This is a genomic window from Psychromonas aquimarina ATCC BAA-1526, assembly GCF_000428725.1.
GTDB lineage: Bacteria > Pseudomonadota > Gammaproteobacteria > Enterobacterales > Psychromonadaceae > Psychromonas > Psychromonas aquimarina.
On record NZ_AUAM01000014.1, the window covers coordinates 34812 to 48690 of the forward strand.

12 protein-coding genes and 1 pseudogene are annotated in these 13879 nt (G+C 42.6%); 4 read left to right on the plus strand and 9 right to left on the minus strand.

Features of this window, described 5'->3' with window-relative positions:
* Positions 1-106: 106 nt before the first annotated feature.
* Entirely contained in the window at positions 107-1225 is a 1119-nt protein-coding gene (locus G337_RS0105755; RefSeq protein WP_028863035.1) for an ABC transporter substrate-binding protein, read from the plus strand.
* On the opposite strand, the pseudogene G337_RS29150 reads toward G337_RS0105755, so the two are convergent.
* A pseudogene (locus G337_RS29150) lies at positions 1220-1350 on the minus strand (Holliday junction DNA helicase RuvB C-terminal domain-containing protein); the annotation flags it as partial. The gene G337_RS0105755 and the pseudogene G337_RS29150 overlap by 6 nt on opposite strands.
* Positions 1351-1429: 79 nt before the next feature.
* Here G337_RS29150 and G337_RS0105760 point away from each other — a divergent pair.
* Entirely contained in the window at positions 1430-2542 is a 1113-nt protein-coding gene (locus tag G337_RS0105760) for an ABC transporter substrate-binding protein (RefSeq protein WP_028863036.1), read from the plus strand.
* On the opposite strand, the gene ruvB is transcribed toward G337_RS0105760, so the two are convergent.
* From ruvB to ruvC, 4 genes are all read right to left on the minus strand, one after another.
* Positions 2543-3550, minus strand: coding sequence for a Holliday junction branch migration DNA helicase RuvB (gene ruvB / locus G337_RS0105765; RefSeq protein WP_028863037.1), 1008 nt, complete (start codon positions 3548-3550; stop codon positions 2543-2545).
* A gap of 3 nt (positions 3551-3553) precedes the next feature.
* Positions 3554-4177: a Holliday junction branch migration protein RuvA gene (gene ruvA / locus G337_RS0105770; RefSeq protein ID WP_028863038.1), complete on the minus strand. Its 624-nt coding sequence runs from the start codon at positions 4175-4177 to the stop codon at positions 3554-3556.
* Positions 4178-4241: 64 nt separating this feature from the next.
* Positions 4242-5129, minus strand: a complete 888-nt coding sequence (gene rarD / locus G337_RS0105775; RefSeq protein WP_028863039.1) for an EamA family transporter RarD — start codon at positions 5127-5129, stop codon at positions 4242-4244.
* Positions 5130-5252: 123 nt separating this feature from the next.
* Complete coding sequence (ruvC, locus tag G337_RS0105780; RefSeq protein ID WP_028863040.1) at positions 5253-5774, minus strand: crossover junction endodeoxyribonuclease RuvC; 522 nt, start codon at positions 5772-5774, stop codon at positions 5253-5255.
* A 298-nt stretch (positions 5775-6072) separates the two neighbouring features.
* Between ruvC and G337_RS0105785 the strand changes: the two genes are divergently transcribed.
* Positions 6073-7890, plus strand: a complete 1818-nt coding sequence (locus G337_RS0105785) for a sensor histidine kinase (protein ID WP_028863041.1) — start codon at positions 6073-6075, stop codon at positions 7888-7890.
* A gap of 27 nt (positions 7891-7917) precedes the next feature.
* On the opposite strand, the gene G337_RS0105790 is transcribed toward G337_RS0105785, so the two are convergent.
* On the minus strand, positions 7918-8865 hold the full coding sequence (locus G337_RS0105790) for a LysR family transcriptional regulator (protein ID WP_028863042.1): 948 nt from the start codon (positions 8863-8865) through the stop codon (positions 7918-7920).
* 131 nt (positions 8866-8996) lie between these two features.
* On the opposite strand from G337_RS0105790, the gene G337_RS0105795 reads away from it, so the two are divergent.
* Entirely contained in the window at positions 8997-9632 is a 636-nt protein-coding gene (locus G337_RS0105795; RefSeq protein WP_028863043.1) for a carbonic anhydrase, read from the plus strand.
* Positions 9633-9677: 45 nt separating this feature from the next.
* On the opposite strand, the gene G337_RS0105800 is transcribed toward G337_RS0105795, so the two are convergent.
* The 3 genes from G337_RS0105800 to G337_RS0105810 form a co-directional block, all read right to left on the minus strand.
* Positions 9678-10853, minus strand: coding sequence for an HD-GYP domain-containing protein (locus G337_RS0105800; protein WP_028863044.1), 1176 nt, complete (start codon positions 10851-10853; stop codon positions 9678-9680).
* Between the two features lie 378 nt (positions 10854-11231).
* The gene (locus G337_RS27585) at positions 11232-12728 is read right to left on the minus strand and encodes an ATP-binding protein (protein WP_051302992.1); all 1497 of its coding nucleotides are present in this window, start codon (positions 12726-12728) and stop codon (positions 11232-11234) included.
* A gap of 303 nt (positions 12729-13031) precedes the next feature.
* Positions 13032-13775, minus strand: coding sequence for a YebC/PmpR family DNA-binding transcriptional regulator (locus G337_RS0105810; protein ID WP_028863045.1), 744 nt, complete (start codon positions 13773-13775; stop codon positions 13032-13034).
* Positions 13776-13879 lie beyond the last annotated feature (104 nt).

Sequence of the window (13879 nt, forward strand, 5' to 3'; positions counted from 1 at the left end):
TTAAAATCCACTAAGCACTTCCTGTTAACGCTTGTTAAATACTCTAATCAACTCTACAGTTTTTTAAATAGCTAATTTAAGATTTCCATACCAAGGAGGGCTAACAATGAAATACTTTTTGGTTAGCTTGTACTTGATCTTAAATTTGTTTATTTCCATCGCGATTAGCGCGCAGCCGCTGCACTTTGCACTGCTTTCTGCACGAGATTCTCAAGACGCTTTCTGGGGACCTGTCGAGGATTTTGCACAGCAGGCAGCCAAACAATTAGATATAAAACTTTCTATTCTTTACATAAAAGATTCGAAAAGAAATATGTTTAATTTGCTCGCAAAAGCAAAAGAGCTCAATGTTGATGCAGTCATCTTCCCCAACTTGGGACAGATCGCACTACAGCTGATAAAAGAAGCAGAACAGCAGCAGCTCCCAGTGTTTCTATATAACTCCGATATCACTGAGAAAAACAAACCACTAGCCGGTAATCCTCAGCAGATATATAAATACTGGCTGGCCAGCCTGATGCCGGACGATCGCCAAGCGGGATATCTGTTAGGTAAATACTTAATAGAGCAGGCTCGGCTGAAAAACTTCGCTGATAAAAATGGCTCGGTACAGATCATTGCTATTAACGGCTCGATTGCAGATACCCCTGCGCGGCAGCGTTTAGCAGGCCTGCGCCGAGCAGTCAAAGAAGATGGTAACAGCAATTTAATACGCAGCGTGCATGCTTACTGGCTGCAGAAAACGGCATACTATAAAGCTTTTCGTCTATCACAGCGTTATCCCGATACAAAGGTCTACTGGGCAGCTAGCGATCTGATGGCCATAGGCGTTGAGCAGGCCTTATCTGAGCATGGCTTAATACAAGGTAAAGATTATCTGACAGGCGGTGTTGACTGGTCTCAAGAGGGATTGACTGCTGTCAAAGAAAACCAGATCAGCACCTCTGCCGGCGGACACTTTATGGATGGTGCATGGGCGGTGATCATGTTATATGATCACTTTAACGGCTCGTCCCTAAACGCAGACTATTTTTATCTATATCAATCGCCAATGTCATTAATCTCATCCGCAGATATCGATCTGTTACTGCCTCGTTTAGAATCACATAATTGGCAAGATATCAATTTCCGCTTACGCTCAAAAGTGCTTAATAAGCATTTAAAAGAGTATGATTTCTCGCCGGCGTCTGTATTAGAAGAGCTTCGAAAAACGCAAGCATTATAAAACCGGTTTATCAAAACCGAAATGCAGGTAAGTGCGGTTAGCCGCAATACGGCCTCTTGGAGTACGCTGTAAAAAATATACAGGGTTAAATACGGCTCTAACAGACCTTCAATGGTTTCTTTGTCGTTGCTTGTTAAATGCTCGAACCAACTCTACAGTTTTTAAATCACAATTAATTATTTTAGTATCAAGGGGGGGCAAAACATGAAGCATTTTTTGGTTAGCTTATGCCTGCTCTTAAATTTGTTTATTGCCGCCGCGGTTAGCGCACAGCCGTTACACTTTGCATTAATTTCAGCAACTGATTCTCAAGATCCATTCTGGAGACCCGTAGAAGATTTTGCCCGGCAGGCTGCCGAGCAGCTGAACGTAGAGCTAACCGTTCTTTATACAAAAAGCTTGAAAAGAAATAATATTAAGTTGCTTAGCAAAGCTCGAGAACTAAATGTTGATGCAGTTATCATTCCCAATCAAGGACAGCTCGCACTTAAATTAATCAAGGAAGCAGAGCGCCACCAGCTGCCGGTATTTCTATTTAATTCCGATATCACTCCTAAAAACAGAAAATCAGCAGGTAATCCTCAGCAGAAATTTCAATACTGGCTCGCCAGCCTGATACCTGATGATCATCAGGCGGGATACTTATTGGGCAAATACTTAATCAAGCAGGCGAGGCTAAACAACTTAACTGATAAAAACGGGACAGTTCAGATCGTTGCAATTAACGGCTCATTTTTAGAAACCCCTTCTGAATTTCGTTTAGCCGGTTTACAAAGAGCAATTGTAGAAGATGGTGGCAGCAATTTGTTACGCAGCGTTTATGCTTACTGGCTGCAGGAAACTGCATACGATAAAGCCCTTGCTCTATCACAGCGCTATCCCGAAACAAAAATCTACTGGACAGCCAGCGATCTAATGGCCATAGCTGTTGAGCAGGCCTTATCTGAACAGGGCTTAATACAAGGCAAAGATTATCTGACAGGCGGTGTTGACTGGTCTCAAGCGGGCTTAGCTGCCGTCAAAAAAAATCAGATCAGCGCCTCAGCCGGCGGGCATTTTATGGATGGTGCATGGGCTGTGATCATGTTATATGATCATTTTAACGGCTCGTCCCTTAACGCAGACTCTTTTTATCAATTTCAATCGCCGATGTCATTAATCACATCTGCAGATATCGATCTGTTACTGCCTCACTTAAAATCACATGACTGGAAAGATATCAATTTCCGCTTACGTTCAAAAGCATTTAACAAGCAGCTAAAAGAGTATGATTTCTCGCCGGCATCTGTATTAGAGGAGCTCCGCAAAGCGCAATAATTATTGCGCCGGTTTATCAAAACCAAAATGCAGGTAAGTACGGTTAGTCGCAATACGTCCTCTTGGAGTGCGCTGTAAAAAGCCCTGCTGAATCAGATACGGCTCTAACACATCTTCAATGGTTTCTTTCTCTTCGCCAATGGCGGCGGCCAGATTATCTAAACCAACGGGCCCGCCCTGAAAAGTATCTAAGATTGCCATCAGCAGTTTTCGGTCCATATAATCAAAGCCCTGATTATCCACCTCAAGCATATCCAGCGCCTGTTTAGCAATTTCATCATTAATCACAGCTGCTTTTTTTACCTGTGCGTAATCGCGTACCCGGCGTAATAAACGGTTAGCGATACGCGGCGTACCGCGGGAGCGTTTAGCAACTTCAACGGCACCGGATTGATCCATGCTCAGTTCAAGGTGTTTTGCGCTGCGCAGAACAATCTTTGTTAATGATTTCAGATCATAATATTCAAGACGCTGCACAATGCCAAAACGATCCCGCAGCGGCGAGGTTAATGAACCGGCACGCGTGGTGGCTCCGATTAAAGTAAAAGGCGGTAAATCAAGTTTGATCGAGCGCGCAGCCGGACCTTCACCAATCATAATATCCAGCTGATAATCTTCCATTGCCGGATAGAGAATTTCTTCAACCATTGGACTTAAGCGGTGTATTTCATCAATAAACAGAACATCGTTTTCTTCAAGATTAGTCAGCAGCGCGGCTAAATCCCCTGCTTTTTCTAAAATTGGCCCGGAAGTAGTTTTGATATTTACATCAAGTTCATTGGCAACAATATGCGAAAGTGTGGTTTTTCCCAGTCCGGGAGGGCCGAAAATAAGCAGATGATCCAGCGCTTCGCTGCGCTGACGTGCGGCTTCAATAAAGATTTCCATCTGCGCATTAACCTGCGGCTGGCCTTCGTAATCAGCCAGCAGTTTCGGACGAATCGCACGGTCGATAAAGGTATCATCAATTTTTTCAGTGCCGGAAATCAGGCGGTCTTCTTCAATCATTTTTTATACCATGCTTTTAAGTGAACTGCGGATCAGCGCTTCACAATCCATACCGTCCTGATAAACCTGTTTAATTGCTTTTTCTGCCATAGCCGGTTTATAACCTAGCGCCACCAGCGCACTTATCGCTTCATCTTTTGCATTGCCGCTGACAAAGGTATTCTCTAAACCGTTATCAAAAGCCATTTTATCGGACTCTGGTGTTAATAAATCAGCCCCGGTCCAGTTTTTCAGACGATCTTTCATTTCCACCACTAGACGCTCAGCAGTCTTTTTACCCACGCCGGGTAGTTTAACTAAACTGCTTACGGAATCATTATGAATACACTGCACAAACTGGTTGGCCGACATGCCGGACAGGATAGCAAGTGCCAGCTTAGGGCCGACACCGTTAACTTTGATTAATTCACGAAACATGGCGCGTTCGTGCTTATCAGCAAAACCATATAAAAGCTGTGCATCTTCACGGACAACAAAGTGGGTATAAATAATAGCTTCCTGACCAATTTCAGGCAGCGGATAAAAGGAACTCATCGGCAGCTGAATTTCATAACCAACGCCGGAAACATCTAATAATACTTCCGGAGGCTGTTTTTCTAACAGGATCCCGCGCAGTCTTCCAATCATCTTTTTATCCTAAGTAATTATTTAATACGTTAAGCATAAAAAACAACTGAGTTAATATCCAGTGTTATTTTAATCTACGGCTGATTTGTTTCTCAAAAGCAAACAGAGCCACACCCGACCAGATAAACAAAAAAGTAACCGTCTTAACTAAACTCAATTCTTCGCCGTAAAAAACCACCGCAAACATAAACAGTAACGAAGGCGCCATATACTGGAAAAAACCCAGTGTTGATAATTTCAAACGTAAAGCAGCCTGGCCGAAAAAGATCAGCGGCAGCGCAGTAACAATACCGGCAAACATCAGCCAGCTGTTTAATGACCAGCTGTTGGTCAGCATATTTGCGGTATCTGTTCCTGCTGCATAAACAATAAAATACAGTGCAGCAGGCAGCACTAACAGGGTTTCAATAAACAACCCGGTCAGAGCTTCAATTTTAACTTTTTTACGCAGTAACGCATAAAATGCAAAACTAAAGGGCAGGACTAATGAGATCCAGGGTAACGCACCTAACTGAACCACTTGAATTAAGACTCCAATCAATGCCAGCGCCACTGCAATCCATTTAATACGGCTTAAGGATTCATTTAAAAAAATCAAACCTAATACAACATTTATCAGAGGATTAATAAAATAACCTAAACTTGCATCTAACATATGACCGTTATTAACTGCCCAGATAAAAACCAGCCAGTTAGTACTGATCAGTAATGTGGTAACACCCAGAAACATCATACTTCTCGGAGACTTACAAACCTTTAATACTTTCGGCCAGGTTCCCGTAAAACTAATAATGACAGCAGTCACCAGTGCAGACCAGATAACACGATGCGCTAATATTTCATAAACCGGCACAAACTCTAAATGCTTAAAATAAATCGGCGCAAATCCCCACATCAGGTATGCGCCAAGGGCGTAAATAATACCAAGATGTGTTTCGGACAAATCTTTCATTAAAACCTCTTAGGGAAATAGAAACATTAACTCAGCGGTTGAGTTTTAAGAACAAAAATACTAGGGAAAACTTAATTCAATCGCTAAGTTTTTTAACAATAAAAAATACTAGAACAGAAAAGCTTAACGCAGACGTCCGCGGACCGTTTTTTTAACCTGACCGGCCATCGCCACCAGCGACTGTGCGGTGTGGGCATGACATATAGCGACCGCTAAACCATCGGCCGCATCTGCCTGCGGCCTGCCGGACAGTTTTAAAATCTGCATCACCATCTGCTGTACCTGCTCTTTATCCGCGCCGCCGGTACCTGTCACCGCTTGTTTTATCTGCCGCGCTGAATATTCACACACATAAAGATCCGCCTGTGTCGCAGCCACAATGGCAGCGCCGCGCGCCTGACCTAGCTTAAGGGCAGAATCCGGGTTCTTAGCCATAAACACCTGCTCAATTCCGAATTCAGTGGGCTGATACTGTTTAATAACTTCGCTGATCCCTTTAAAAATCATATCCAGCTTAGGTGCCAACGACTCCCCTTTGGTACGGATACAGCCGCTGGCAATATAAAAACATTTACTGCCTTTCTGCTGAATAACACCATAACCGGTAATACGAGAGCCGGGGTCAATTCCAAGAATAATACTCACAAACACACCTTAAAAACCTCAATAAAAACAAGGTTGAAGAACAAAACAAAAAACACCAGCCCACTGTACGCGAGGCGGCTCTGCAGCGCAAAGAAATCATAAATTTAATCCGCTCTGTTTTTCCGCCGCCGGCAGGTAGTTTTCTGATGAGGACACAGTTTAGGATCACAGAAAAAACAACAGCAGGTCATGACTTTTTATTTATGTGCGATGCTTATCAATTGAGTTATACACTAATAGTAAAAACAATCACTTATTGGTTATTCTAGCGAAACGGTAAATACAGGAGGGAGTAACTATGGTACAAAACCGGCGTATTCCGCTTATTCTGATCGGCCTGTACATAATGACGGCCATTTTTTCTATGAGCTGGTTATGGCAGTTCAGTTACCAGAGCCTTATTTCCTCTAATCAGCAGGAGCTTGAGCGCTTCAGCAGACGCCTGGAAACACAGCTGCAGCATTTTGCTTATATTCCGCAGCTGTTATCCCGGCAAAGTATTATATTTGACGCTCTAAAGCTTACGGCTGATTCCGCGCAGCGTGATATAGTTAATTCTCACTTAGCTTCGATCAATCAAGTCATAGATGCTTCCGATATTTACCTTCTAGATACAAAAGGCAATACCATCGCCGCCAGCAACTGGCAGAGCAGGGATTCTTTTGTTGGAAATAATTTTGCCTTTCGGCCCTACTTTATACAAGCAATGGTAGGAAAGCAGGCAGACTATTTCGCGCTGGGCAGCAGTTCCGGCAAACGCGGCTATTATTTTGCCTACCCGGTTCACCATAGCGGCGAAGTACTCGGTGTAGTCGTATTGAAAATGGATCTTTCTGCTGTCGAAAAAGACTGGTCCGGCAAACAGCAGCATTTTCTAGTCACTGATACAAATAATATCGTTTTTATCTCCAGTGAAACCTCCTGGTTATTCCGCAGTCTGACACCGCTTAGTGCACAGATAAAAGAGCAGATCCGCAGCAGCCGCCGTTATGCAGATAAAGAGATCTCCGACTTGAGCTTTTCCGGAAGCCTGAATAAGAGCCCGGCAATAATCCGCTTAAATACAACACAGGGTATCGGCGGCAGCTATTTATCATTAACCAGAAACCTGCCGAATATTGCTCTGCAGGTACGCGTGCTGGCACCGATTACCCCTATTGTGATTGATATAGCGATGCTTATCGCGGCACTTTCCCTAGTATTTATCCTAGTTTATCTGGTGCTTATTCTGGCCGGCCAAAGGCAGAGCAGAATCCGGGAAAAAGAGCAGCTGCAGGTCAAAGCGAAACAGGAACTTGAATTTAAGGTGATGCGGCGCACCTCTGCTCTGCAGGTGGAAGTTGAAGAAAGAAAAAAAGCTGAAAAGGCTTTAAAAGACACCCGGAATGAGTCGATACAGGCGGCTAAACTAGCTGTATTGGGACAACTTTCTACCAGTCTCAGTCATGAATTAAATAATCCTCTAGCGGCCATCCGCAGCTGTGCCGATAATGCGGGTGTTTTTATTGAACGCAATAAAATTGAGCAGGCCTCAGGAAACTTAAAGCAGATAACAGCACTTACCGAACGTATGGCTAAAATCAGCTCTCAGCTTAAACTCTTTGCCCGTAAATCCGACGTGGAGCTTTCTGTTATCACACTGCAGCCGGTAATCTTAGCTGCTTTTGAACTGGTTAAACCGCAGCTTAAAGCGAGCAGAGTAAAATTAAGCCTCAACCTGCCGGAGCATCTTATTCATGTAAAAGCAGAGCCGGTTCAGTTAGAGCAGATAGTGGTCAATCTGCTGTCGAATGCAATTCAGGCGATGGAAGAGTCGGAGCAGAAAGAGATAGAAATTAAATTATGGATTAATCAGCACAAAGCCCAGGTAGAGGTGCTTGACAGCGGTCCGGGTATTATCAATGCTGATTTAAATAGATTATTTGAACCTTTTTTTACCACTAAAGAAACTGGACTGGGTTTAGGCTTGTCGATTTCCCAGCAGATTATACAAAATATGCGGGGGGATATCTGGGCTGAAAACAGCGTAGAACTTGGCGCAAGATTCTGCATAAACCTGCCCTTAGAAAAATATATATACCCGAACCAGCTCAATATTCAGGAATCAGCATCTTGAGCTAGGTAATAAGAGCAGGAATGATACTCAGCTTTTATCTTTTTCGATGAAATGTCTTTCTAAAAAACGGTTACAGATAGCCGCAACATTTTCCTGTGGAGATAGGGCAAAATTAATAAATGCCTGCGCAATAGGTGATAAGTGTTTGCTTTCATGGTGTACCAGATACCAGCTTCTTACCAGCGGAAAATCCTCAATATCCAGCTCAACCAGGCAGTTGGTTGCCAGTTCAAGTGTGAGGCTGTGCCGCGAAAGTGCAGAAATCCCTAAATCAGCCATTACCGCCTGTTTGATAGTTTCACTGCTGCCGAGAATCATATTCGGCTGTATTGTTAACTGATGTGCCTGCAGAAAATCTTCCAGTGCCTTGCGGGTCCCGGAGCCTTTTTCCCGGAAAATAAAAGCATGCTCTGCCAGCTCCTTCAGCTTGATATTTTTCCTGCCGGCTAAGGGATGATTCGGACTGGCGACAATAACAATGGGATTATCAACAAAGGGGTGACGTTTTAATGCCATGGATTCAGGGATCAGGCCCATAATAACCAGGTCGTCTTTATTCTCCTGCAGACGCTGAATCATCTGCTCTCGGTTAACAATATCCAGATGCAGATTAACTTTCGGATAACGTTTATGAAAAGCACCTAACAGATGCGGCGAAAAGTATTTTGCACTGCTTACGGCAGCCAGATGAAAGTCCCCTTCCAGGTTGCCTTTCAAGGCACTTAATGTCATATCCATACTGTCAAAACGCGCAAACAACTCATCACAAAAGTTATTTAACTCCTGCCCTGCTGGTGTTAAATACAGCTTTTTGCCTATTTTTTCAAATAAGGGCAGATCCAGGTTACTCTCCAGCTGCTTAAGCTGAATACTGACAGCAGGTTGAGTCAGACCTAACTCCTGACCCGCTTTGGTATAATTCATTGCCAGAGCAACCTGGCGGAAAACTTTTAACTGATGCAATGTGGCGCGCATAACAACCAACCATAAATAAAAACTTATTCAATTGATAATATATATTAATTTTTATTAATGCAATTAATCCATTAACATGCTCTACACTTATCGATGCTATCGACGGCATTGATTAATAGAGGAAAAACATTATGTCAGCAACAGACAAGTTAATAGCGGGTTATCAACGTTTTCGTGAAGGATACTACCAGCAGAATAAGGAACAGCTGCTGAAACTGGCAGAGCAGGGACAGTTTCCTAAAATAGCAATAGTCTGCTGTTCTGATTCCCGGGTAGATCCGGCCATTATTTTAGACTGCGAACCGGGAGATCTGTTTGTCATTCGTAATGTAGCCAACTTAGTCCCCCCTCGTGAAAGCTGCGACAGTTTTCACGGCACCAGTGCCGCACTTGAATTTGCAGTTAACGGCCTGCAGGTGGAAAGTATTATTGTCCTCGGGCATACACAATGCGGCGGCATTAAAGCTTTGATGGATACCGAACCGACCTCAAAACCGGACACATTTATCTCTAAGTGGATGAAGCAGCTGGAGAATGTCCGCAATGAGATATTAGACGATGAAAACTGCACGGATAAAGAGCAGCGTTACCATGTTTGTGAACAAAAAGGCATAGTACAGTCTCTGACTAACTTAATGACCTTCCCATGCATAGAGGAACGCGTAGCCGCGGGTGAACTGAAACTACACGGCTGGTGTTACGACTTAAACAGCGCAGAGCTGTTTGCCATGAATAACAGCAGCGGCGAGTTTAAAAAAATCAGTTAAGTCTTTGAGAAGCTTACCCCGAAAGTGCTCGGGTTGAGCTTCCTGTTAACCTTCATGGGCTAAGAAGTTCATTATCTGCTCCATGTTCAGATCAAAATCATCCGCGCGCACACACTTTACAATCTGCTCTTCGAGCATTTTTGATAAATCTATATGATGCCCGAATTCAAAATTTTTCGGCCCTAGGCTGTAAAACGGTCTTACATTAGGGCGAATAGGATCCTGACGATTATGGCTTTCAACAATGGCGAGCTTATTGGAATCAAGCTGCACCAGTGCACCAACCGGATAAACGCCCATGCACTGGATAAACTGGTCCACCAGCTTTTTGTCTAAATGGTTATTATCCGCCAGACTGCGTAAAATACTGAAAGCCTTAACCTGAGCATAACCCTGTTTGTAGCTGCGGCTGGAAGTTAATGCATCGAAAATATCACAAATAGCGATCATTCTGCCGTACACCGATATATTGTTTTCTTTGATGCCGTTAGGGTAACCTTCACCATTGAGTTTTTCATGATGCTGGGTGGCTACCTCTAAGCTTAAGGCGCTGATATCTGGCGTTCTGCTGATAATATCAATGGAATGGGCGGCATGTGATTTTATTATTTCAAATTCAGAATCTGTAAGTTTTCCCGGTTTATTAAGTATCTTCTCAGGTACTTTTATTTTGCCTACATCATGCAGAAATCCCCCTACCGCTAACTTTCTTATCACCTCTTTGCCCATTTTAAGATGAAAAGCAAAAATACTGATCAGTACAGATACTGCGACGGAATGCTCTAAAAGATACTCGTCTTTATTACGGATATTAAGTACACAGGCAAGTGCATCAGGATTATCAAAAATGAGATCAATGGACTCGTCGGTAACCATGCTGACCGACTTTAAATCCAGCGGACAGCCGTTTTCAGCATCATGAAATATTTTTTTCTGAATATTTTTGGACTGATCAAATATTTTCCGGGCTTTAACGACCTCCTGCTGGAAAAATTTATCCTGTGCCTTTTTGACTGCAGATACTTTTTTAGCTTTAGGCATGTTGATACTTTTATCCATATCAATCATTACCCGCTCGATCCCTTTATTTTTAAACCTCTCAATAATAGTTTCATTTTCAATTAAACCTGCTTCAGTCAGCTTAAACTTTCCCTTAGGTACGGTGATATCCAGCAGATACATGCCGATGCGGAGTTCTGAGATGTTTTTTTCAATGATCAAAATTGAAACTCCAATTTATATGTCTATCAACACGAGTCAGGCAGCTCATAAAGCGGTCTTTTTTTTAAGGTGAGGACATCTTCAGGTTAACCTTGCTCTGCAGGAGATACTATTTCCTGCATCACAACTTTCCTATTTACTAAGTTTAGACATAAATGAGAACAAAAGACTCAAAGTGAGTAACCAGCAGGAGAGCCAGTTCAAATGAAAACGGATACGCAAAGCAGACCGGGGTCTATAAGCTGACGACTTCAATATAAATAAGTCTATTGAGGCAGGACTTTACAAAAAAGGAGCTGTAATAAACAGTCCCTTATTTATCTGAAGTCAAACTATCCTGCCCTAAGCTCACTTTAGGAGTGCCAATAAATACCTCTATTAATCTTTATGCTCCATAGGATAACAAATCATGAATTCTACACCATGACCTGATAAGCTTCTGCATGTAATAGTTCCCTGTAGTTTTTGAGTAATCAAATTATAAACGATACTCATTCCAAGCCCTTTTCCTTTCTGTTTACTGGTCGTATAGAAGGGATCAAAGACTTTTGACTGGACCTCTTCAGTCATACCAATTCCATCATCTTGGTAATGAATATTGAATGCTTTACCGTCAGCATAGGCTTTTATTGAAATGCAGCCTTTCTCTTCGGGAAATCCATAAATAACCGAGTTATTAATCAAATTGATCAACACCTGAGCCAAAGCCCCCGGATAGCTGTATATTTCTAACTTATCATCACAGTCAATCTGAATATTAATAGACTTTCCCTTTAATACAGGTTTTATACTCATCATTATATCTTTTAAATATTCCTCTACATTATATCGGCGAAGCTGGTCATAACTCTCATCTACAGAAACCTGCTTAAAAATCTTCACCAGATTCCCGGCACGGTTCAGATTATGCAGAATTATTTTTAAGGATTCATAGGATAGATGTATGTATTTCTCAAGGTCTGATTTTTTAATCTGATTCTCCTTATACTTAGTTACAAACTCCTCAGTTTCAGACTGCAGGTGACTGGTTGCCGTCAAACCATTGCCAACCGGAGTATTGATTTCATGAGCAACCCCTGCAACCAGGTTCCCTAATGAGGCCATTTTCTCTGATTCCACCAATTGAGTCTGCGTTGTTTTTAATTCATCTATTGAATCTTGCAGGGAATGGTTTATCGCAATCAATTTCTTCTCGCTTTGCTGAATATGCCTGCCAAAAATCAAGAGCCCCAAAATACCAGATAATAACGCAATTGAATGGCTCACCCAGAGCTCCCATTGGAAAGCGTTATGCTTGAGAAGAAGCGTAACACTAATACCTCCTCGAACATCGCCAACCTTGTACCCTTGCTGTTCATGACACTTCATGCACGATTCCATCATTTTCAACGGAGCTATATAGCGATAACTGTACAGCCCTGAATCATCAGTATGAAATGCCCCCCATTCCTGCACTCCTTCTTCAAAAAGACGAAGGGCACTACTTTCCCAAGGGGCTGCTTCATTTTCAGGACGAATCGGTTTCAAACTGGTAATGTGGAACTGGATATTATTTGCTTTCAATGCAATTTCAGAAATTTGCCGGGTCATGTAGGCAGGATTAATTTTAGTAAGCTGAATTCCGTCTGTCGTCACCACATCCCTTTTGGGATCTTTCAAATAATGATTCTGCAGGGCAATTTCAGAAACAGGAACATAAACACCTCCGTGATTTGCATTCCACTGTCGAGTCAAGACCACCTGCTTAAAAAAAGCTTGTGCTCCTTGTCTTGCAATATTCGTCTCACTCTCAAGATCAACGCTAATATTCCAAAATAAGGATATAATCACTGTAAGTGACCATAGCGCAACAGCGATATAAATTCCTTTTCTCATTAAATCACCAATTTATAAGCTTGTGGTAAAAATTATATAATTAAGTGCTTTAATTCATTATAGGGTTGAATAACATATTTTCTGTTTTTTCGTTGTTTTTATGGAAGTTCGATTACAGCCGGCGCATTTTAATCCCATACATTAATCGGCTTGAGTAATAATCATCAGTTAGTTAACAGAGCAATTTAATATGAATAAGATCTGGGTAAGAAATATGCGGGCTTTATCTGCTCGATTAAGTCGTAAAATATCAGCCCGTTCAGCTGATTAAAAAAAGGCCGTAATAAACGGCCCATTATCTATTTATAAAGCGGCAGCAACTTCATCGGAAATTTCACCGTTATGGTAAACCTCCTGCACATCATCGTCGTCTTCTAAGGCATCAATTAAACGCAGCAGCTGCGGTGCGGTTTTAGCATCTAACTCAGCTTTGGTTGAAGGCACCATAGTTACTTCGGCATGCTCAGCGCTAAAACCAGCCGCATCCAGTGCATCTTTTACCGCGCCGAAATCATTCGGTGCGGTAAATACATCAATGGAGCCGTCTTCATTACTGACCACATCATCAGCCCCCGCTTCTAAAGCCGGATCCATCAGTGCATCTTCATCCGTACCGGCTGCATAAGAGATAACACCTTTTTTATCAAACAGGTAGGAAACACTGCCGTCGGTACCTAAGTTCCCGTTACCGCGGGAAAATGCATGGCGCACACTGGCAACGGTGCGGTTTTTATTATCTGTCATAGTTTCAACTAATACCGCTGTACCGCCCGGGCCGTAACCTTCATAGACAATCGTCTCAAGCACCACATCATCTAATTCACCGGCACCGCGTTTAACTGCACGCTCTATGGTATCGCGGGTCATATTGTTGGACAGAGATTTATCAATAGCGGCACGTAAGCGCGGATTAGCATCGGGATCTGAACCGCCTTCACGGGCGGCTACGGTTAATTCTCGAATAAACTTGGTGAATACTTTGGCGCGTTTGGAGTCCTGTGCCGCTTTACGGTGTTTGATATTTGCAAATTTACTGTGACCAGCCATCTCTATTTCCTCTTAAATTTAATACCCTAATGCAATGATTATAAATAAAAAAAAGGGGAGATAGCTAATGCTAACTCCCCTTTCCTTAACAGTTTAGAAATTTT

Excerpts from the sequence above, each read along its gene's own strand:
- G337_RS0105755 (WP_028863035.1), top strand. The coding sequence starts at position 107 with ATGAAATACTTTTTGGTTAGCTTGTACTTGATCTTAAATTTGTTTATT.
- G337_RS0105760 (WP_028863036.1), top strand. The coding sequence starts at position 1,430 with ATGAAGCATTTTTTGGTTAGCTTATGCCTGCTCTTAAATTTGTTTATT.
- ruvB (WP_028863037.1), bottom strand. The coding sequence starts at position 3,550 with ATGATTGAAGAAGACCGCCTGATTTCCGGCACTGAAAAAATTGATGAT.
- ruvA (WP_028863038.1), bottom strand. The coding sequence starts at position 4,177 with ATGATTGGAAGACTGCGCGGGATCCTGTTAGAAAAACAGCCTCCGGAA.
- rarD (WP_028863039.1), bottom strand. The coding sequence starts at position 5,129 with ATGAAAGATTTGTCCGAAACACATCTTGGTATTATTTACGCCCTTGGC.
- G337_RS0105785 (WP_028863041.1), top strand. The coding sequence starts at position 6,073 with ATGGTACAAAACCGGCGTATTCCGCTTATTCTGATCGGCCTGTACATA.
- G337_RS0105790 (WP_028863042.1), bottom strand. The coding sequence starts at position 8,865 with ATGCGCGCCACATTGCATCAGTTAAAAGTTTTCCGCCAGGTTGCTCTG.
- G337_RS0105795 (WP_028863043.1), top strand. The coding sequence starts at position 8,997 with ATGTCAGCAACAGACAAGTTAATAGCGGGTTATCAACGTTTTCGTGAA.
- G337_RS27585 (WP_051302992.1), bottom strand. The coding sequence starts at position 12,728 with ATGAGAAAAGGAATTTATATCGCTGTTGCGCTATGGTCACTTACAGTG.
- G337_RS0105810 (WP_028863045.1), bottom strand. The coding sequence starts at position 13,775 with ATGGCTGGTCACAGTAAATTTGCAAATATCAAACACCGTAAAGCGGCA.